The 18,617-nt window shown below is 60.5% G+C and carries 15 protein-coding genes; 14 read left to right on the top strand and 1 reads right to left on the bottom strand.

Annotated elements, in window-relative coordinates; all coding sequences use genetic code 11:
• The 10 genes from PMI03_RS20525 (at window position 1) to murB (ending at window position 12,681) form a co-directional block, all read left to right on the top strand.
• Entirely contained in the window at window positions 1-549 is a 549-nt protein-coding gene (locus tag PMI03_RS20525) for a hypothetical protein (protein WP_007697194.1), read from the top strand.
• Window positions 549-2,300: a penicillin-binding protein 2 gene (locus PMI03_RS20520; protein ID WP_007697190.1), complete on the top strand. Its 1,752-nt coding sequence runs from the start codon at window positions 549-551 to the stop codon at window positions 2,298-2,300. Before PMI03_RS20525 ends, PMI03_RS20520 begins: the two co-directional genes overlap by 1 nt.
• A 65-nt stretch (window positions 2,301-2,365) precedes the next feature.
• The gene (locus tag PMI03_RS20515) at window positions 2,366-3,829 is read left to right on the top strand and encodes a UDP-N-acetylmuramoyl-L-alanyl-D-glutamate--2,6-diaminopimelate ligase (RefSeq protein WP_007697188.1); all 1,464 of its coding nucleotides are present in this window, start codon (window positions 2,366-2,368) and stop codon (window positions 3,827-3,829) included.
• A complete protein-coding gene (locus PMI03_RS20510) occupies window positions 3,826-5,286 on the top strand; it encodes a UDP-N-acetylmuramoylalanyl-D-glutamyl-2,6-diaminopimelate--D-alanyl-D-alanine ligase (protein WP_007697185.1) in 1,461 nt (486 codons plus the stop codon). Before PMI03_RS20515 ends, PMI03_RS20510 begins: the two co-directional genes overlap by 4 nt.
• An 11-nt stretch (window positions 5,287-5,297) precedes the next feature.
• Window positions 5,298-6,419, top strand: a complete 1,122-nt coding sequence (gene mraY, locus PMI03_RS20505; RefSeq protein ID WP_007697182.1) for a phospho-N-acetylmuramoyl-pentapeptide-transferase — start codon at window positions 5,298-5,300, stop codon at window positions 6,417-6,419.
• Window positions 6,420-6,426: 7 nt separating this feature from the next.
• Window positions 6,427-7,839: a UDP-N-acetylmuramoyl-L-alanine--D-glutamate ligase gene (gene murD / locus PMI03_RS20500; protein ID WP_007697179.1), complete on the top strand. Its 1,413-nt coding sequence runs from the start codon at window positions 6,427-6,429 to the stop codon at window positions 7,837-7,839.
• Window position 7,840: 1 nt separating this feature from the next.
• Window positions 7,841-8,995 carry a putative lipid II flippase FtsW gene (ftsW, locus tag PMI03_RS20495; protein ID WP_007697176.1) on the top strand — a complete coding sequence of 385 codons (1,155 nt, stop codon included), beginning with the start codon at window positions 7,841-7,843 and terminating at the stop codon, window positions 8,993-8,995.
• A 178-nt stretch (window positions 8,996-9,173) separates the two neighbouring features.
• Entirely contained in the window at window positions 9,174-10,298 is a 1,125-nt protein-coding gene (gene murG / locus PMI03_RS20490) for an undecaprenyldiphospho-muramoylpentapeptide beta-N-acetylglucosaminyltransferase (RefSeq protein WP_007697174.1), read from the top strand.
• The gene (murC, locus tag PMI03_RS20485) at window positions 10,295-11,710 is read left to right on the top strand and encodes a UDP-N-acetylmuramate--L-alanine ligase (protein WP_007697173.1); all 1,416 of its coding nucleotides are present in this window, start codon (window positions 10,295-10,297) and stop codon (window positions 11,708-11,710) included. The genes murG and murC overlap by 4 nt, the downstream gene beginning before the upstream one ends.
• Window positions 11,707-12,681, top strand: coding sequence for a UDP-N-acetylmuramate dehydrogenase (gene murB, locus PMI03_RS20480; RefSeq protein WP_007697171.1), 975 nt, complete (start codon window positions 11,707-11,709; stop codon window positions 12,679-12,681). Before murC ends, murB begins: the two co-directional genes overlap by 4 nt.
• Window positions 12,682-12,770: 89 nt before the next feature.
• Here murB and PMI03_RS20475 read toward each other — a convergent pair whose 3' ends face one another.
• Window positions 12,771-14,102, bottom strand: coding sequence for an MFS transporter (locus tag PMI03_RS20475; RefSeq protein WP_007697169.1), 1,332 nt, complete (start codon window positions 14,100-14,102; stop codon window positions 12,771-12,773).
• Window positions 14,103-14,362: 260 nt separating this feature from the next.
• Between PMI03_RS20475 and aqpZ the strand changes: the two genes are divergently transcribed.
• The 4 genes from aqpZ to ftsA all read left to right on the top strand — a co-directional run bounded on the left by aqpZ (window position 14,363) and on the right by ftsA (window position 18,523).
• The gene (aqpZ, locus tag PMI03_RS20470) at window positions 14,363-15,049 is read left to right on the top strand and encodes an aquaporin Z (RefSeq protein ID WP_007697167.1); all 687 of its coding nucleotides are present in this window, start codon (window positions 14,363-14,365) and stop codon (window positions 15,047-15,049) included.
• Between the two features lie 299 nt (window positions 15,050-15,348).
• Window positions 15,349-16,275, top strand: a complete 927-nt coding sequence (locus PMI03_RS20465) for a D-alanine--D-alanine ligase (RefSeq protein ID WP_007697164.1) — start codon at window positions 15,349-15,351, stop codon at window positions 16,273-16,275.
• On the top strand, window positions 16,263-17,195 hold the full coding sequence (locus tag PMI03_RS20460) for a cell division protein FtsQ/DivIB (protein WP_007697161.1): 933 nt from the start codon (window positions 16,263-16,265) through the stop codon (window positions 17,193-17,195). The genes PMI03_RS20465 and PMI03_RS20460 overlap by 13 nt, the downstream gene beginning before the upstream one ends.
• Complete coding sequence (gene ftsA, locus PMI03_RS20455; RefSeq protein ID WP_007697159.1) at window positions 17,192-18,523, top strand: cell division protein FtsA; 1,332 nt, start codon at window positions 17,192-17,194, stop codon at window positions 18,521-18,523. Before PMI03_RS20460 ends, ftsA begins: the two co-directional genes overlap by 4 nt.
• Window positions 18,524-18,617 lie beyond the last annotated feature (94 nt).

Below are 18,617 nucleotides of genomic sequence, written 5' to 3'. Positions count from 1 at the left end.
ATGCTGAGGACTTTTGACATCGTTCTGATTGGCGTCATGACGGCAATGGCCAGCGTTACCTATACGATCAAGCATCGTGCCGAGCTGAAGCTCGAAGAGGTTCATCGCCTTGAATCCGAGATCAAGCTGGAGAAGGACACGATAGAGCTTCTGAAGGCGGACTGGGCGCTGGTCGTTCAGCCGAACCGCCTGGAGCGGCTGGTCAACAACTATAATAGCGAACTCAAGCTGCAGCCGACCCTCTCGACCGCGATCGTGCAGCCGAGCGAATTGCCGATGCTGCGCACGCAGCTTCCGCCTGAAATTGTCGCCGATGCCAAGGACGGCGCGAAGGCAGGGAATGCCAAGACCGGCAGCACCAAGGCGAGCGGCGGCAAGGTTGCTGCTGCGGCCGCGAAGAGTGGCGATAGCACGGATGCGGAGATCAGGAAGGCGATCGCCGATGTCGCCTCGGCTCCCGCGCCGCGCCCAGCTACAAAGCAGCCGTCGCTGGCAAAGCGCAAGAAGCAGGATGTCGACAATATCGCAACGGGATCGGTGAACGAGTGATGTCTTTTCTTTCGCGCATCATGGTCTTGAAAAGCAAGGCGCATTTCTCCACCGACGGCAACAACCGCCCGAGCGGTGGCTTCGGAAATTCAACCTTCGAAGGCGTCCGCAAGCGCAAGTCGAATCAGGCCAAGAGCCGCGTCGTTCTGCTGGTTGCAAGCTTTACTATTGTTTACTGCATCATCGGCGGACGTCTTGCCCAGTTTGCCATGACGGCGCCGGATACGACGTCGAGCATCCTGCCGCCGGACCGGCTGATGGCGTCGCGCCCTGACATCGTCGACCGCAATGGCGCACTGCTTGCCACCGATATCCGAACCGTGTCGCTGTTTGCCGAGCCAAACAAGATCATCGATCCCGACGAGGCGGTCGAGGAATTACGCACCGTGCTGCCCGATCTCGACACCAAGGGCACCTACAAGAAGCTTGCGGTCAAGACCTCGCATTTTGCCTGGCTTCGCCGGCAGTTGACGCCGAAGCAGCAGAGCCAGATCCTGGCGCTCGGCATTCCCGGTATTGGTTTTCGTCCGGAGAAGCGTCGCTTTTACCCGGGCGGCTCCACCGCGTCCCACATTCTCGGCTACGTCAACATCGACAATCGCGGCGTCGCCGGGATGGAAAAATACATTGACGACCAGGGGCTTGCCGATCTCGCCGCCGCCGGTATGACCAACTCTCAGCCGCTGCAGCCGGTCAAACTCTCGATCGATCTGCGCGTGCAGGACATCGTCCATGACGCTGTCGTCAACGCCGTCAATAATTTCCAGGCCAAGGGTGCCGGCGCGGTGGTACTCGACGTTCACACCGGCGAAGTGCTGGCAATGGCGTCGGCTCCCGATTTTGATCCCAACTATCCGAACGAAAGTGCCTCGGAAGGCTGGCTGAACCGCATGACGAACGGCACGTTCGAAATGGGATCGACCTTCAAGACCTTCACCATGGCCATGGCGTTCGACTCCGGCAAGGTCACGCTGCGTGACGCCTTCGACGCCACCAACCCGATCCGCATCGGCGGGTTCACCATCAAGGATTTCCATGGCCAGCGTCGCGTGCTGACCGTTCCGGAAATTTTCCAGTACTCCTCGAACATCGGCACGGCGAAGATCGCCGATCTCGTCGGCATCGACGGTCACAAGGAGTTTCTGACGCGCATCGGGCTGCTCACCAAGATGCATACCGAGCTGCCGGAAGTGAAGATGCCGAGCCAGCCGCGCGTGTGGAAGAAGATCAACTCGATCACCATTTCCTTCGGTCACGGCGTCTCCACCACTCCGCTGCAGACGGCCGTTGCCGGTGCTGCCCTTGTCAACGGCGGCAAGCTGATCGACCCGACCTTCCTGCCGCGCAACCGTTCCGAGGCCGACGAGGTCGCGAAAACCGTGATCAAGAAGAGCACTAGCGACAATGTCCGCTTCCTACTCGATTTCAACGGCTCGAAGGGATCCGGCCGCGCTGCCCGCGTTCCGGGTTATGATGTCGGCAGCAAGACCGGAACGGCCGACAAGGTCGTTCATGGCCGCTATTCGAATACGCTGAACTTCAATACCTTCCTGGCGGCGTTCCCGATCGACAATCCGCAATATATTATCATGACCTTCTGCGACGAGCCGAAGACCGGTGAACATGGCGGCACGATCTCGGCCTTCACGGCGGCGCCGATCGCCCGTGATATCATCGCGCGGGCCGCGCCGATCCTCGGAATCCAGCCCAGCTTTGGAAAAGATAACTCGGCCTTGCTGGTGTCTTATTAAGCGTGAAAGAATACACGGGTCGATTCGCGAGAGGGCGGACTGATCAAAAACGAAAAGTATATTCGATGAACTTGCGGGACATTGCCGGAAATACGTTTCCGGAACTCAACGGACAGGTCGGCGGGGCACTTGGCGATCTTGAGATAACTGGCCTTTCCGCCGACAGTCGCAAGGTTGCACCGGGCATGGCGTTTGTCGCTGTTGCCGGCACGAAGGCTGACGGCGCAAGTTTTATCGCCGACGCTGTTTCCCGTGGTGCATCCGTCGTTATCGCCGGCCATGGCGCAGCCGTTACCGGCGCCCCGCTTTTGACCGTTGCCGAGCCGCGCCGCTTTCTCGCCGTTGCCGCCGCACGCTTTTATGGCAAGCAGCCTGAAACGATGGTCGCCGTTACCGGCACCGCCGGGAAGACCTCGGTTGCGTCCTTCACGCGCCAGATCTGGGCCTATGCCGGTCATCCGGCCGCGATGATCGGCACGACAGGGGTCGTGTCGCCGACGCGCAACGATTACGGTTCGCTGACGACGCCCGATCCGGTGTCGTTGCACCAGTTGCTCGCAGCACTCGCCGATGAAGGGGTGACCCATGCGGCGATGGAAGCCTCAAGCCATGGCCTCGATCAATTCCGCCTTGATGGCGTCAGGTTGGCGGCCGCCGCCTTCACCAATCTTGGCCGTGATCACATGGACTATCATCCGACGGTCGAGGATTACATGGCCGCCAAGATGCGCCTGTTCCGGGATCTGTTGCCGAAGGGTTCCCCGGCGGTCATCTTTGCCGATGATCCATGGTCGGAACAGGCGATTGCCGCTGCCCGCGATACCGGGCAGGACATACGCACCGTCGGCCGCAAGGGGGATTTCCTGGCGCTGAAGCGCGTCGAGCATTTCCGTCACAAGCAGATTGCCGAAGTGCATGTCGGCGACGATATTTTCGAGATTCACATTCCGCTTGCCGGCGATTTCCAGGTTGCCAACGCGCTGGTGGCGGCAGGCCTTGCCATATCCACCGGTGTTGCCGCGCCGGTCGCGATGGCGGCGCTGGAGAAACTCGTGGGTGCCGCCGGCCGGTTGGAGCTTGTCGGTCATACCCATGATGGCGCACTTGCCTATGTCGACTATGCCCATAAGCCGGATGCCCTGGAAAATGTGTTGACCTCGGTGCGGCCGTTCACCACCGGCCGCATCATCGTCGTTTTCGGTTGCGGCGGCGACCGCGATCGCGGCAAGCGGCCGATCATGGGGGAAATTGCGTGCCGTCTGGCCGACGTTGTCATCGTCACCGATGATAATCCACGTTCTGAAGAGCCGGCAGCGATCCGCGCCGAGATCATGGCGGCGGCATCCTGTGCTACCGAGATCGCCGATCGCGCCGAAGCGATCCGTGCGGCGGTTAGCATGTTGACATCCGGTGACACGTTGATTGTCGCGGGCAAGGGGCATGAGGAAGGTCAGACGATCGGCAGCGTTACGCTGCCCTTCTCCGACCATGCCGAATTGCGCAAAGCATTGGAGGAGGTAAAGTCTTGAGCTGGCTTTGGACAACTGAAGACATGATCGCCGCCATTGTGGGTCGCTCCTTCGGGGCGATGCCTGAAGGCATTACGGGGATTTCCATCGACAGCCGCTCGATCAAGCCCGGCGAAGCCTTCTTTGCCATCAAGGGCGATCGGGTCGATGGCCATGACTATGCGAACCTGGCGATGGCCAATGGCGCAGCAATGATCGTCATCAGCGAGGCGCGGCTGCCGGCCATGGGTCGGCTGACCGTGCCGAAGATCGTTGTCGACGACGTCCTGGCGGCGCTCGGAAGATTGGGTGTTGCCGCGCGCCAGCGCACGCAGGCGAAGATCATCGCCGTCACGGGATCGGTCGGCAAGACGACCACGAAGGAAATGTTGCGCCGGACGCTCTCGCCATCCGGCAAGGTGCATGCCTCCGTCGCCTCCTTCAACAATCACTGGGGGGTGCCGCTCACCTTGGCGCGTATGCCTGAAGATACGGATTTCGGTGTCTTCGAGATCGGTATGAATCATCCGGAGGAGATCCGACCGCTTGCCAAGATGGTAGAGCCGCATGTGGCGATCATCACCACGATAGCGCCGGCTCACCTCGGCAATTTCAAGAGCATTACGGAAATCGCCGCCGCCAAGGCGGAGATTTTTGACGGCGTCGCGCCGGGCGGGCACGTCATTCTCAACCGTGACAACGACCAGTTCGAATTCCTGGAGCGCGCCGCACTGGCCGCCGGTGTCGAGCATGTGCATAGCTTCGGTCAGCACGCCAAGGCGGATGTTCGGCTGGCGGAATTCAACGCTTCGGAAGAAAATTCGACGCTGTGGCTGACGATCGGCGGCGAAACGATGGAAGTGGCGATCGGCGCACCCGGACGGCATATCGCGGAAAATGCGCTGGCCGTTCTCGGGACTGTGATGCTGGTCGATGCCGATCTCGACAAGGCGATCGACGCGCTCGCGACCCTGCAGGCCGAAAAGGGCAGGGGGCAACGCCACAAGCGGGTCGTCGGTAACGGCTATTTCACGCTGATCGACGAAAGTTACAACGCCAATCCCGCATCCATGCGCGCGGCTATCGCGCTGCTGGCTACATCTTCGCCGGATGCGAATGTCGGGAGCAGGGCGGGCAGGCGGATCGCCGTTCTCGGCGACATGCTGGAAATGGGGGATTATGCCCAGAGAGTGCATGCCAACCTTGCCGGGCCGCTGCTTGCGGCCGGCATCGAGCATGTCTGGCTGGCGGGTCCGGAAATGGCGGCGCTCAGGGATGCGCTGCCTGAAAGTGTTTATGTCGAATATCGCGAGAACACGGAAGAGCTCGCGGAATTCGTACTCAATTCCGTCGCTCCAGGCGACGTCTTGATGGTGAAATCGTCGCTGGGGACAGGTTTCGGGAAGATCGTGACGGCTTTGCTTGACAAGTTTCCAGCATTCTCCGACACGGAGCCCCACTCCCATCAGGGGCTTTAGAAAGGGCTCTTATGCTAATCTGGCTTGCCGAACTGTCGGACCATATTCATTTTTTCAGTACCCACTTCAGATTTCTCAATCTGTTCAGATACATCACGTTCCGTACAGGCGGCGCCTTGTTCACCTCGGCGTTGATCGTATTCCTCTTCGGGCCACGAATCATCTCTTCCCTGCGTGTGCGTCAGGGCCGGGGGCAGCCGATTCGCGCTGATGGTCCGCAGACTCACTTCAAGAAGGCCGGCACGCCGACCATGGGCGGGCTGATGATCCTGGCCGGCATTGTGGTGTCGTCGCTGCTGTGGGCCGATCTCGCCAATGTCTATGTGGTTGCGACCTTGCTCGTTACCCTCGGCTTCGGTGCCATCGGCTTTTATGACGATTATCTGAAGGTCACGAAGCAGAGCGACAAGGGTTTTTCCGGTCGCGCCCGCCTCGGCCTCGAATTTATCATCGCCGCAATCGCCGTCTACTTCATGATGAACACGGCCCTGTCCTCCGGCCCCGCCGGCTCGACCTTCGGTTCGTCGATCGCCTTCCCGTTCTTCAAGAGCTTCATGCTCAATCTCGGCATGTTCTTCGTGCTGTTCGGCGCCTTCGTCATCGTTTCTGCCGGCAATGCCGTGAACCTGACCGACGGCCTTGATGGGCTTGCCATCGTGCCGGTCATGATCGCGGCGGCGTCCTTCGGTGTTATCGCCTATCTCGCCGGCAACTTCGTTTTTGCCGACTATCTGGCGATCAACTTCGTGCCTGGCACGGGCGAGTTGGCTGTGGTGCTCGGCGCTGTTATCGGCGCCGGTCTCGGATTCCTCTGGTTCAACGCGCCACCGGCAGCCATTTTCATGGGCGATACCGGTTCGCTGGCGCTTGGTGGCCTGATCGGCACGGTGGCGGTTGCCACCAAGCATGAGATCGTCATGGCGATCATCGGCGGTCTCTTCGTGCTGGAGGCGCTTTCGGTGATCATCCAGGTTGGTTTCTTCAAGATGACCAGGCGCCGCGTCTTCCTGATGGCGCCGATCCACCATCACTTCGAAAAGAAGGGCTGGACGGAAAGCCAGGTGGTCGTGCGTTTCTGGATCGTCGCGGTCATCCTGGCGATGATCGGCCTCTCCACCCTGAAGCTGCGGTGAGGCGACGATGATCCCAGTCACCACGCTCAAGGGAAAAAAGGTCGCTCTGTTCGGCCTCGGCGGCTCGGGCTTTGCCACCGCGCGGGCGCTTGTCGCCGGCGGCGCGGAAGTGACTGCCTGGGACGACAATCCCGATAGCGTGGCGAAGGCTTCGGCCGAAGGGATCCCGGTCGCCGATCTTAGAACCATCGATTGGAACGGGCTGTCGGTTTTCGTGCTGTCGCCGGGCGTGCCGCTGACGCATCCGAAGCCGCATTGGACGGTCGATCTTGCCCGCGCCGCTGGCGTCGAGGTCATCGGTGATGTCGAACTGTTCGTGCGCGAGCGGCGCGAGCATGCGCCAGATTGCCCCTTCATCGCCATTACCGGCACGAACGGTAAATCCACCACGACGGCGCTGATCGCCCATATCCTGCAAGCGAGCGGCCGTGACACGCAGCTCGGCGGCAATATCGGTACGGCCATTCTGACGTTGGATCCGCCGAAGGCGGAGCGCTATTATGTTGTCGAATGCTCCTCTTATCAGATCGATCTCGCCCCGACGCTCGACCCTTCCGCCGGCATCCTGCTCAATCTGACGCCTGATCATCTCGATCGGCATGGCACGATGCAGCACTATGCCGATATCAAGGAGCGTCTCGTCGCCGGCAGTGGCGTGGCCATCGTCGGCGTTGACGACAGCTATTCCTCACTGATCGCCGACCGTATCGAGCGAGCGGGCGCCAAGGTTATTCGCATTTCGCGCCGGCATGCGCTGGCGGGCGGGCTTTACGCGGAAGGCAGCCGTATCATCGAGGCATCGATCTGCGCGATCGAGGAGATCGCCGATCTCGATGGCATCCAGACATTGCGCGGTAGCCACAATGCCCAGAACGCGGCCGCCGCGATCGCCGCCTGCCTGGCGGTCGGTGTTTCCGGCGACGATATCCGTGCCGGGCTCCGATCCTTTCCCGGGCTTAAGCATCGCATGCAGCCGGTCGGCCGGCGTGGTCGCGTCGTCTTCGTCAACGATTCCAAGGCAACCAATGCGGATGCGGCCGCGCCCGCGCTCTCCAGTTACGATCGTATCTACTGGATCGCCGGCGGCTTGCCGAAAGAGGGTGGCATCACGACGCTGGCTCCGCTCTTTCCGCACATCGCTAAGGCCTACCTGATCGGCGAAGCCGCTCCAGCCTTTGCGGCGACGCTCGGCGAACAGGTGCCCTACGAGATTTCTGGCACGCTGGAGCGCGCGGTCGCCCATGCGGCTGATGATGCGGACAAGGACGAGCATGAGGCGGCGGCGGTGATGTTGTCACCGGCCTGCGCAAGCTTCGACCAGTACAAGAATTTCGAAGTCAGGGGTGACGCCTTCGTCAGCCATGTGGCCGCGATTGAGGGTGTCACCATGCTGGTTGGTTCAGCAACAGGAGGCAAATGATATGGTAAGCCGCGTTGAGCGTGGGGCCTTGGCCGAATGGTTCTGGACCATCGACCGTGTGTTCCTGGCATTATTCGTCCTGCTGATCGGTATCGGCTTCATGCTCTCCTTCGCGGCGTCGCCCGCGGTTGCCGAGCGCATCGGGCTCGAGCCCTTCCATTTCGTCAAGCGCCATGCCCTGTTCCTGGTTCCGGCGATTGCGGCGATGATAGGCATCTCCTTCATGACGCCGCGGCAAGTGCGGCGAACGGCGGTTATTCTCCTGATCGTCTCGCTGGCGATGATGCTGTTCGCCTTGTTCTTCGGCATCGAGGTCAAGGGATCGCGGCGCTGGGTCAATATCGCCTCGCTCTCCGTCCAGCCGTCGGAATTCATGAAGCCGGCCTTTGTCGTAGTCTGTGCCTGGTTGTTTGCCGAGCATGCGCGCCAGCCGGAGATTCCCGGCAATCTCTTCGCTATCATCCTCTTCGGTATCGTTGCAGCCCTTCTCGTCGCCCAGCCGGACCTTGGTCAGACGATCCTCACCTCCGCCGTTTGGGGCGGCATGTTCTTCATGGCCGGTATGCCCTGGCTGTGGATTTCGGTGCTTGGCGGTCTCGGTGCCGGCGGTTTCGTGACGGCCTATTACGTCTTTCCGCATGTGGCGCTTCGCGTCGACAAGTTCCTGACCGGCGAGGGTGATACGTTCCAGGTCGATACCGCCAAGGAAGCCATCATTCATGGCAATTGGTTCGGGGTCGGTCCAGGCGAAGGTATCGTGAAACGCATCATTCCGGACGCGCATACCGACTTCATCTTCTCGGTGGCGGCCGAAGAATTCGGCGCCGTCTTCTGCATGGTTTTGGTCTGTATCTTCGCCTTCCTGGTGCTGCGAGGACTGTCGCATGCCTACAAGGAAAAGAACGACTTCAACCGCTTTGCCGTCGCCGGCCTGGTGCTGCAGATCGGTATCCAGTCGATCATCAATGTTGGCGTGAACCTGCAACTGCTGCCGGCCAAGGGCATGACGCTGCCGCTCATCTCCTATGGTGGTTCGTCGATGACTGCCATCTGTGTAACGGCGGGCTTCATCCTGGCCCTGACGCGCCACCGGCCGGAAAAGCGGGCTCAGGACCGCAGCCAGTTCCGCGTGACGCATGGGCTGCCGGCGGAGTGATCGAGTTGGACCTGTTTACTCCTCACTCCCATCCCCCGGCTTTCGACCATTCTCTGTTCGCATTTGCGAAGATGGCGGTCTATGAAGGAAGCATGACGCGCTTCGATGACGCGGCTGCGGCGGCTTCCTATATTAGGGAGATGCCCCGCGTCGAGGGGTATTCGCGGGAGCGAAGATTATGAGTAAAGGCATTATCCTGCTTGCCGCCGGGGGAACCGGCGGCCATGTGTTTCCGGCCGAGGCGTTGGCCTACAAGCTGAAGGAGCGCGGCTATTCCGTGCACCTCGTCACCGACAGCCGCGCCGAGCGTTATGCCGGCAAGTTTCCGGCCGATGAGATTCATGTCGTACCATCGGCGACGATTGGCTCGAAGAACCCTATCAAGGTCGCCCGATCGCTATGGACGCTGTGGACGGGTATCCGCGCTGCGCGCAAGCTGATCCGCACCATCAAGCCGCTCTGCGTCGTCGGCTTCGGTGGTTATCCGACCGTGCCGCCGCTGCTTGCCGCCACCCGCATGGGCGTGCCGGCGATGATCCATGAACAGAATGCCGTGATGGGCCGTGCCAACAAGGCGCTTGCCGCGCGTGTGCAGGCGATCGCCGGTGGTTTCCTGCCGGAGAACGGCGGCACGTTTCCCGATAAGACGGTGACGACGGGCAATCCCGTGCGTCCGGCCGTCATCGAGGCCGCCAAACAGCCTTATGTGCCATCCGTTCCGGATGATCCTTTCAATCTGGTCGTCTTTGGCGGCAGTCAGGGCGCGCAGTATTTTTCCAAGGCGGTGCCGACGGCCATCAGCCTGCTGGAGGAGCCGCTGCGCAAGCGCCTGCGGATCACACAGCAGGTCCGTCCCGAGGATATGGAAACGGTCAATAGCTGCACCAGGAAGCTGGAGATGGGCGCCGATATCGCGCCGTTCTTCAGCGACATGGCCGAACGCATCGGCGCTGCCCATCTCGTTCTCTGCCGTTCCGGTGCTTCGACGGTGTCGGAACTGGCCGTCATCGGCCGTCCGGCAATCCTCGTGCCCTATCCCTATGCTCTGGATCACGATCAGGCGGCCAATGCGGCGGCTCTTGCGGCGACCGGTGGCGTCAAGGTCATTCCGCAAGCCGAGCTCACACCGGAGAAGCTTTCGACCATCCTTCGCGGTGCGATGACGATGCCGGACAAGCTTTCAAAGATGGCGGCCGCAGCCAAGCAGGCGGGCAAGCCCGATGCGGCAAGCTTGCTTGCCGATATGGTTGAGGCTATTGCGGCAAAACGTTCAATTCAAGACTTCAAGGGGGCAGGCGTATGAAGCTGCCGAAGGCCATCGGCCTTGTGCATTTTATCGGTATCGGCGGGATCGGCATGAGCGGCATCGCCGAGGTGCTGCATAATCTCGGCCATCGCGTGCAGGGTTCCGACCAGTCGGAGAGCGCCAACGTCCAGCGGCTGCGTGACAAGGGTATCCCGGTCCATATCGGCCACAAGGCCGAAAATCTAGGTGATGCCGAGGTCGTGGTTGTTTCCACCGCCATCAAGAAGAGCAATCCGGAACTCGCCGCCGCGCGCGAAAAGCTGCTGCCGGTGGTGCGCCGCGCCGAGATGCTGGCCGAGCTGATGCGGTTCCGCAATGCCATCGCCATTGGTGGCACGCACGGCAAGACGACGACTACCTCGCTGGTGGCGACGCTGCTCGAAGCCGGTGGGCTTGACCCGACCGTCATCAACGGCGGCATCATCAATGCCTATGGCACCAACGCCCGCATGGGCGAGGGCGAGTGGATGGTGGTCGAGGCCGACGAATCGGACGGCACCTTCCTGAAACTGCCAGCCGATGTTGCCGTTGTTACCAATATCGATCCGGAGCATCTCGATCACTATGGCAATTTCGACGCCGTGCGTGCCGCCTTCCGGCAATTCGTCGAGAATGTGCCGTTCTATGGCTTCGGTGTCCTGTGCATCGACCATCCGGAAGTACAGTCCCTGGTCGGCCGTATCGAGGATCGCAAGATCATCACCTATGGCGAGAACCCGCAGTCCGACGTCCGTTTTTCGAATGTCCGCATCGACGGCACGCGTTCGCTGTTCGATATCGAAATCCGCAGGCGCCGCACGGGCAAAGTGATCCACATCAAGGATCTCGTCATGCCGATGCCCGGTCGCCACAATATTTCCAATGCCACGGCGGCGGTTGCCGTTGCTAACCGGCTTGGTATCTCGAACGAGGCCATCGCCAAGGGGCTTGCTTCCTTCGGCGGCGTCAAGCGCCGTTTCACGCTGACCGGCGAATGGAACGGGGTCAAGGTTTTCGATGATTACGGCCATCATCCGGTTGAGATCAAGGCTGTGCTGAAGGCGGCGCGCGAAGCGTGCAAGGGTCGCGTCATCGCTGTTCACCAGCCGCATCGCTATACGCGCCTGGCGAGCCTCTTTGAGGAATTCGCCGCCTGCTTCAACGATGCAGACAGCATTTTCCTCGCACCGGTCTATGCCGCCGGCGAAGAGCCTATCGAGGGCGTGGATTCGCAGGAGCTGGTATCGCGCATCAAGGCTGGTGGTCATCGCGACGCGCGCTATCTATCCTCTCAAGAGGATCTAGCCCCTCTGATTGCAGAGATTGCGCAACCGGGTGATTTTGTGGTTCTCTTGGGGGCTGGTAGCATCACATATTGGGCAGCATCATTGCCAAAGGAATTGGAAGGCCTCTCGGGTAAGTCCGCATGAAACAGGTAAATGGGGAAAAGCTGCTGGCGTCGCTTGGCGACAGTGTAAAGGATATCAGGGGTCGGCTGACGCCGGATGCGCCGATGGATCGCGTCACATGGTTTCGCGCCGGCGGGTTGGCGGAACTGATGTTCCAGCCGCATGATACGGATGATCTGATCGATTTTCTGAAGATACTGCCGGATGATGTGCCGCTGACGGTGGTCGGCGTAGGGTCGAACATCCTGGTGCGTGATGGCGGCATTCCCGGCGTCGTCCTGCGGCTTTCGGCCAAGGGCTTCGGTTCGGTGGAGCTTGCTGGCGAGAACCGCATTCTGGCCGGCGCCATTTGCCCGGACAAGCATGTGGCCGCCATGGCCATGGATAACGGCATCGGCGGCTTTCACTTTTACTACGGCATCCCCGGTGGCATCGGTGGCGCTGCGCGCATGAATGCCGGCGCCAACGGTGCCGAGACGTGCGAACGCGTTATCGAGGTGCATGCGGTCGACCGCAAGGGCGTAAAGCATGTGCTGACCAATGAGGAGATGGGTTATACCTATCGTCATTCGGCGGCGGCGGACGACCTGATCTTCACGCATGTTCTGTTCGAGGGCTATCCCGAGGATCGTACCAAGATCCGGGCCGAGATGGATGCCGTGCGCGCGCATCGCGAGACTGTGCAGCCCATTCGCGAAAAGACCGGCGGCTCGACCTTCAAGAATCCCGACGGCCTTTCGGCCTGGAAGTTGATCGACGAAGCGGGCTGCCGTGGTCTTGTGATCGGTGGTGCGCAGATGTCGTCGCTGCACTGCAATTTCATGATCAACATGGAACAGGCGACCGGCTACGATCTCGAATATCTCGGCGAGCAGGTTCGCCGTGAAGTCTTCGAAAAGTCCGGCGTGAAGCTCGAATGGGAAATCAAGCGTCTCGGCGGCTTCATGCCTGGCCGCGAAGTTCGCCCGTTCCAGGGTGTCACGACGGAGTAGGATTGCTCCCTTCGTTTTGACCTCACGTATCGACTCAACAAAAAGGCCGGGTTTTCACCCGGCCTTTTCAATTGGTTATGCTGAGATTCTCAGATTTCCTTGTTGCTCGACAGCAGGATGCCGATGAGCGATAGGGCGGCTGCGCCGGCGAGATAGTAGCCGACATAGCCAAGGCCGTAGTTCGTCGCCAGCCAGGTGGCGATATAGGGTGCCAGCGAAGCGCCGACGATGCCGCCGAGGTTGAAGGTCATCGAGGCGCCGGTATAGCGCACCGCCGTCGGGAAGGGGGCAGCGAGCGCCGCGCCGATCGGGCCGTAGGTGAAGCCCATCAATGCCAGGCCGATAATCGAGCAGGCGAAGGCACCGGCGAGGCCGGCAGTCAGCAGCGACGAATAGAACAGGCCGAAGATCAGAATGCCGACCGTCGTCAGGCCGAGGATCAACCGGCGCGAATAGCGGTCCGACAGCAGGCCGGAGATCGGGATCGTCAGGCCGAAGAAGACGACGCCGACGAGCTGGACGACCAGGAACTGACCCTGCGAATAGCCGAGGCCCAAAGGCAGCGGTCCATTGCCGGGTGCTCTCGTACCCCAGCTCAGCGTAAACGCCGTCATCAGATAGAAGAGCACGAAGGTCGCCACCGCAATGATGGTGCCGAGTATCAGGCTGCGGAAATGCGAGCGGAAAATCACCACGATTGGAACGGAGACACGCTCTTCCTTTTCAATGGCGCGGCGGAATTCCGGCGTTTCGGTGATCTTCAGGCGGACATAGAGGCCGACCGCCACCAGCAACAGGCTGAGCAGGAAGGGAACACGCCAGCCATAGTCGAGGAAGGCTGCATCCGACATGCTCTCGCGCAGGATGAGGAAGAGACCGGCGGAGAGAATGAAGCCGATGGGTGCGCCCAGCTGCGGGAACATGGCGTACCAGCTACGCTTGCCCTCCGGCGCGTTTTCCGTGGCCAGCAGCACTGCGCCGCCCCATTCGCCGCCGAGGCCGAGGCCCTGGCCGAGACGGCAAAGCGCCAATAGGATCGGCGCGAGAATACCGATCGATTCATAGCCGGGCAGGAGACCGATCACCACGGTCGAAAGACCCATGGTCATCAATGCCGCCACCAGCGTTGCCTTGCGGCCGACCCTGTCGCCGAAATGGCCGAAGATCATCGCGCCGATCGGACGTGCGAAGAAGGCGATCGAGAAGGTCGCGAAGGATTGCAGCGTCGCCGAGGTCGGGTCGCTGGCGGGGAAGAACAGCTTGGGGAAGACGATAACCGCCGCCGTCGCATAAACATAGAAGTCGAAGAATTCGATTGTCGTGCCGATGAGGCTCGCGATCAGAACGCGCGCCGGGGAGTTCGCAACAACGCTGTTCGATGACGAGGGGCTCGGCGATAAGGGAGATATCGCGTCAGTCATGGTTTCACCAATTTTTATGATGCTAAAATGCTGCCTCAGCAGGCAACGCGTGTCCTTAGCGTAATTTTTGTTCAGCGCAAATGTTTAAAAAGCAAGAAATCAACAAATGCGTGCTACCATTTAGCCGTAATCGTTGAGTCGCAAGCAGTTAGGCGAGTGTTTGCCCTTTTTGTAGGCATCCAATCGGCGGGTTGGGAAAGACTCTATTTTCCGCAAAGGGCAAACTTTCGCTTTGGTCTAGGGCAAAGGAGAAGGGGTTCATGCAGAAAAAGCTTATTGCGGAGTTTCTTGGGACGTTCTGGCTCGTATTCGGCGGCTGCGGAAGTGCAATCTTCGCAGCGGCGTTTCCAGGCCTTGGCATTGGTTTTCTGGGCGTTGCACTGGCGTTCGGCTTGACCGTACTCACCATGGCCTATGCGGTCGGTGGTGTGTCGGGTGGCCATTTCAATCCGGCGGTTTCCGTCGGGCTTACGGTTGCGGGTCGTTTCCCGGGTTCGCAGCTCATTCCCTATATTGTCGCGCAGGTGATCGGCGCTATCGCGGCGGCGGCCGTGCTTTATCTGATCGCCAGCGGTAAGGCGGATTTCCAGCTCGGAGGCTTTGCGGCCAACGGCTATGGCGAACATTCGCCGGGCGGCTATTCGCTGGTTTCGGCGCTGGTTGCCGAAATCGTCCTGACGCTGTTCTTCCTGGTCGTGATTCTCGGTTCGACCAGCAGCAAGGTGCCGGCGGGGTTCGCGCCGATCGCCATCGGCCTCGCGCTGACGCTGATCCATCTGATCTCGATCCCGATCACCAACACATCGGTCAATCCGGCCCGTTCGACAGGGCAGGCGTTGTTCGTCGGTGGCTGGGCGTTGCAGCAGCTCTGGTTGTTCTGGGTCGCTCCGATCGTCGGCGGGGCGATCGGCGGCCTCGTCTGGAAATTGGTCGACGATAAAGACTGAGATCGGGCGTCATAATCCTTACGTAGGCCCGCGCCGGACACCCCGTCGCGGGCCTATTTGTTTAAAAAAATCTAAAGGCGGATATTTCCAACGTAGCAACTCTCTGATTCTAATGGCAGAATTCTTTAGGTCGATTTGATTCGAGAAAATCGATTTCGGCGAGAGCGGTCAGAAGTTAACGAAAGTAAACGCTTCATTAACCTTAATGTCGTTCTAATCGGGTCACAGAAGAGGTGGCGAGAATCGCTGCCAGACGGACCGAACGGACGTCAGTTGAAGATGGTGAGCTGGGGGTATTGATGGGTGGCAAGCATGTGGCTGTCCTTTTGGGCGGATTTTCCTCGGAGAGGCCTGTCAGCCTGTCCTCGGGAAAGGCATGCGCTGATGCCCTGGAGGCCGAAGGCTATCGCGTTACGCGCGTCGACGTCGAGCGCGACGTGTCCGCGCGTCTTGCCGACCTGAAGCCGGATGTCGTTTTCAATGCTCTGCACGGTCCTTTCGGTGAGGATGGCACGATCCAGGGTGTCCTCGAATATCTTCAGATTCCCTACACGCATTCCGGCGTGATGGCTTCGGCGCTGGCGATGGACAAGGCCCGCGCCAAGACGGTTGCGGCTTCGGCCGGCATTCCTGTCGCTGCTTCGCTTGTCCTGAACCGCTTCGATATTGCCGGCGAGCATCCGATGCCGGCGCCGTACGTCGTCAAGCCGGTGCGGGAAGGGTCCAGCTTCGGTGTTGTGATCGTCAAGGAAGAGCAGGCGCATCCGCCGCAGATCATCGCCTCGTCGGAATGGCGATATGGTGATGAGGTCATGGTCGAGCGTTATATCCATGGCCGTGAACTGACCTGCGGCGTCATGGGCGATACGGCACTCGGCGTCACCGAGATCGTGCCTCAGGGCCATAGTTTCTACGACTACGATTCCAAATATGCGGCGGGTGGATCAAAACACGTCATCCCGGCGGAAATTTCACCGAATCTTTACCAAAAGATACAATTATTGGCGTTAAGGGCGCATCAAGCTATCGGCTGCCGTGGCGTCAGCCGGTCTGACTTCCGTTTTGACGATCGCTTCTCCGAGGAGGGTGAGCTTATCTGGTTGGAGATCAACACCCAGCCAGGCATGACGCCTACCTCGCTGTTGCCCGAAATGGCGGCTCACGCCGGCTATTCTTTTGGTGAATTTCTCCGGTGGATGGTGGAGGACTCGTCTTGTTCGCGCTGACGGTCAAAAATATGAGGCGGTCCCGCCACCGTGTCCAGCTCGAGATCGATGATGTCGAGGACGCATTCGTATTGCCGCGGCCGATGCGTCGCGTTGTACGTTTCCTCGTGAGCCTCGGTTCGGGTCGCGTCAATATTCCAGCGCATACCGGTACCGTCTCCGCGCTTGCTCTGTTCGCTGCGACCGGCTTCTACGGCATGTCGATCGGTGGTCATACGCAGGATGTGGCGCAGGCAACGACGTCGGCTGCCGGCTTTGCCATCGAAGATGTGAAGGTTTCCGGCAACGACCAGACCTCGGAAATCGAAATCCTGCAGCTTCTCGGTCTTGATGGCACCACGTCGCTGGTGGCGCTCGATGCCGATGCCGCGCGCCAGAAGATTGCCAATTTGCCGTGGGTGGAGAACGTCGAAGTCCGCAAGGTCTATCCGAAGGCTATCGAAGTGAAGCTCACGGAGCGCAAGGCTTATGCCATCTGGCAGCATGGTTCCGAACTCTCGCTGATCCAGAAGGACGGCAGCGTCATCGCGCCGCTTCGCGACAACAAGTTTGCTCAGTTGCCGCTTTTTGTCGGCCGCGATGCGGAGACGGCAGCTGCGTCGATCGATGAAGAGTTTGCCAATTGGCCTGATGTTCGCAGTCATGTGAAGGCATTCGTGCGTGTCGCCGGCCGCCGTTGGGATCTCTATCTCGACAACGGCGTGATCATCAAGTTGCCGGAAGACAATATCGATGGCGCGCTGGCGCGGCTGACCAAGCTCGAAAAGGACCAAAGCCTGCTGCAGCGTGATATCGCAGCCGTGGATCTTCGTCTCGACGATCGCATGGCCATTGAATTGACCCCGGATGCCGTGGTTCGTCGCCAGACGGCGCTGGACGCAAGAACCAAGGCTTTGAAGAAAGCAGGGCAGGATACATGAGCTTGTTCAGTTCGTCCCATTTCGGTCTGCCGCGTCTGAAGCCGCTGTCCTCCAAGCGGTCGCACATCGTATCGGTCCTCGACATCGGCTCGACCAAGGTGGTCTGCATGATCGGCCGGCTTACGCCGCGCGAGGAAAGCCAGGTTCTTCCGAACCGCACGCATAATATCGAGATCATCGGCATCGGCCATCAGCGCTCACGCGGTATCAAGACCGGTGTAATCGCCGATCTCGACGCGCTGGAAAACGTCGTTCGCCTGTCGGTCGATGCCGCAGAGCGCATGGCTGGCCTCACCGTCGACAGCCTGATCGTCAATGTTTCCGCCGGCCGTCTCGGCAGCGACATCTATACCGCCACCATCGATCTCGGCGGCCAGGAAGTCGAAGCCAACGATCTGAAGAAGGTTCTTTCCGCCGCTTGCCAGCAGTCGCTCCGTCAGGAACGTGCCATTCTGCATTCGCTGGCAACCGGTTATTCGCTCGACGGCGAACGCGGCATCCGCGATCCGCTTGCGATGTTCGGTGACGAGCTGGGCGTCGACATGCATGTCGTCACCGCCGAGCGGGCGGCGCTTCGCAATCTCGAGCTTTGCATCAACCGGGCGCATCTGTCTGTCGAGGGCATGGTCGCAACGCCTTATGCCAGTGGTCTTGCGGCTCTTGTCGATGACGAAGTCGAACTCGGCTGCGCCGCCATCGATATGGGCGGCGGCACGACGACGATCTCGGTCTTCGCTGAAGGCAAGCTGGTGCATACCGATGCCGTCAGCCTTGGCGGCCATCACGTTACCACCGACCTTGCACGCGGTCTTTCGACCCGCATCGAGGATGCCGAGCGGCTGAAGGTGGTGCATGCCTCGGCGCTCGCCAATTCCTCGGAAGAGCGCGAACTGATTTCCATCCCGCCGATCGGCGAGGATGAACGCGACCAGCCGACACAGGTGCCGAAGGCGCTGGTGTCGCGCATCGTCAGAGCCCGCATCGAAGAGACGCTGGAGCTGATCCGCGACCGTATCCAGCGCTCGGGCTTCAGCCCGATCGTCGGCAAGCGCGTCGTGCTGACGGGCGGCGCCAGCCAGTTGACCGGCTTGCCGGACGTGGCACGGCGCATTCTTGCCCGCAACGTTCGCATCGGCCGCCCGATGGGCGTATCCGGCCTGCCGACGGCAGCCAAGGGACCGGCTTTTTCGACGGCGGTCGGACTGATGATCTATCCGCAGGTCGCGGACATGGAGACACACGCGGCGGGCAGCGGTCTGCTCTCGTCGCTTGGAGGTAACAACAGCCGCATCGGCCGTGTTGGCCAATGGCTGAAGGAGAGTTTCTGAGTGCCTGATCCCGGATCGCGACAAGCGCTTTCCGGGCAGGGGTCAGGCGAATGAAATATAGTGAATTGGCCGGCGTGGCGATGCGGCCATAAAG

This window comes from Rhizobium sp. AP16 (assembly GCF_000281735.1).
GTDB lineage: Bacteria > Pseudomonadota > Alphaproteobacteria > Rhizobiales > Rhizobiaceae > Rhizobium > Rhizobium rhizogenes.
This window is presented reverse-complemented; position numbering and strand designations above follow the sequence as displayed.

What these genes read in the sequence shown, in the direction of transcription:
- PMI03_RS20525 (WP_007697194.1), top strand. Translation starts at nt 1, where the DNA reads ATGCTGAGGACTTTTGACATCGTTCTGATTGGCGTCATGACGGCAATG.
- PMI03_RS20520 (WP_007697190.1), top strand. Translation starts at nt 549, where the DNA reads ATGTCTTTTCTTTCGCGCATCATGGTCTTGAAAAGCAAGGCGCATTTC.
- PMI03_RS20515 (WP_007697188.1), top strand. Translation starts at nt 2,366, where the DNA reads ATGAACTTGCGGGACATTGCCGGAAATACGTTTCCGGAACTCAACGGA.
- mraY (WP_007697182.1), top strand. Translation starts at nt 5,298, where the DNA reads ATGCTAATCTGGCTTGCCGAACTGTCGGACCATATTCATTTTTTCAGT.
- murD (WP_007697179.1), top strand. Translation starts at nt 6,427, where the DNA reads ATGATCCCAGTCACCACGCTCAAGGGAAAAAAGGTCGCTCTGTTCGGC.
- ftsW (WP_007697176.1), top strand. Translation starts at nt 7,841, where the DNA reads ATGGTAAGCCGCGTTGAGCGTGGGGCCTTGGCCGAATGGTTCTGGACC.
- murG (WP_007697174.1), top strand. Translation starts at nt 9,174, where the DNA reads ATGAGTAAAGGCATTATCCTGCTTGCCGCCGGGGGAACCGGCGGCCAT.
- murC (WP_007697173.1), top strand. Translation starts at nt 10,295, where the DNA reads ATGAAGCTGCCGAAGGCCATCGGCCTTGTGCATTTTATCGGTATCGGC.
- murB (WP_007697171.1), top strand. Translation starts at nt 11,707, where the DNA reads ATGAAACAGGTAAATGGGGAAAAGCTGCTGGCGTCGCTTGGCGACAGT.
- PMI03_RS20475 (WP_007697169.1), bottom strand. Translation starts at nt 14,102, where the DNA reads ATGACTGACGCGATATCTCCCTTATCGCCGAGCCCCTCGTCATCGAAC.
- aqpZ (WP_007697167.1), top strand. Translation starts at nt 14,363, where the DNA reads ATGCAGAAAAAGCTTATTGCGGAGTTTCTTGGGACGTTCTGGCTCGTA.
- PMI03_RS20465 (WP_007697164.1), top strand. Translation starts at nt 15,349, where the DNA reads ATGGGTGGCAAGCATGTGGCTGTCCTTTTGGGCGGATTTTCCTCGGAG.
- ftsA (WP_007697159.1), top strand. Translation starts at nt 17,192, where the DNA reads ATGAGCTTGTTCAGTTCGTCCCATTTCGGTCTGCCGCGTCTGAAGCCG.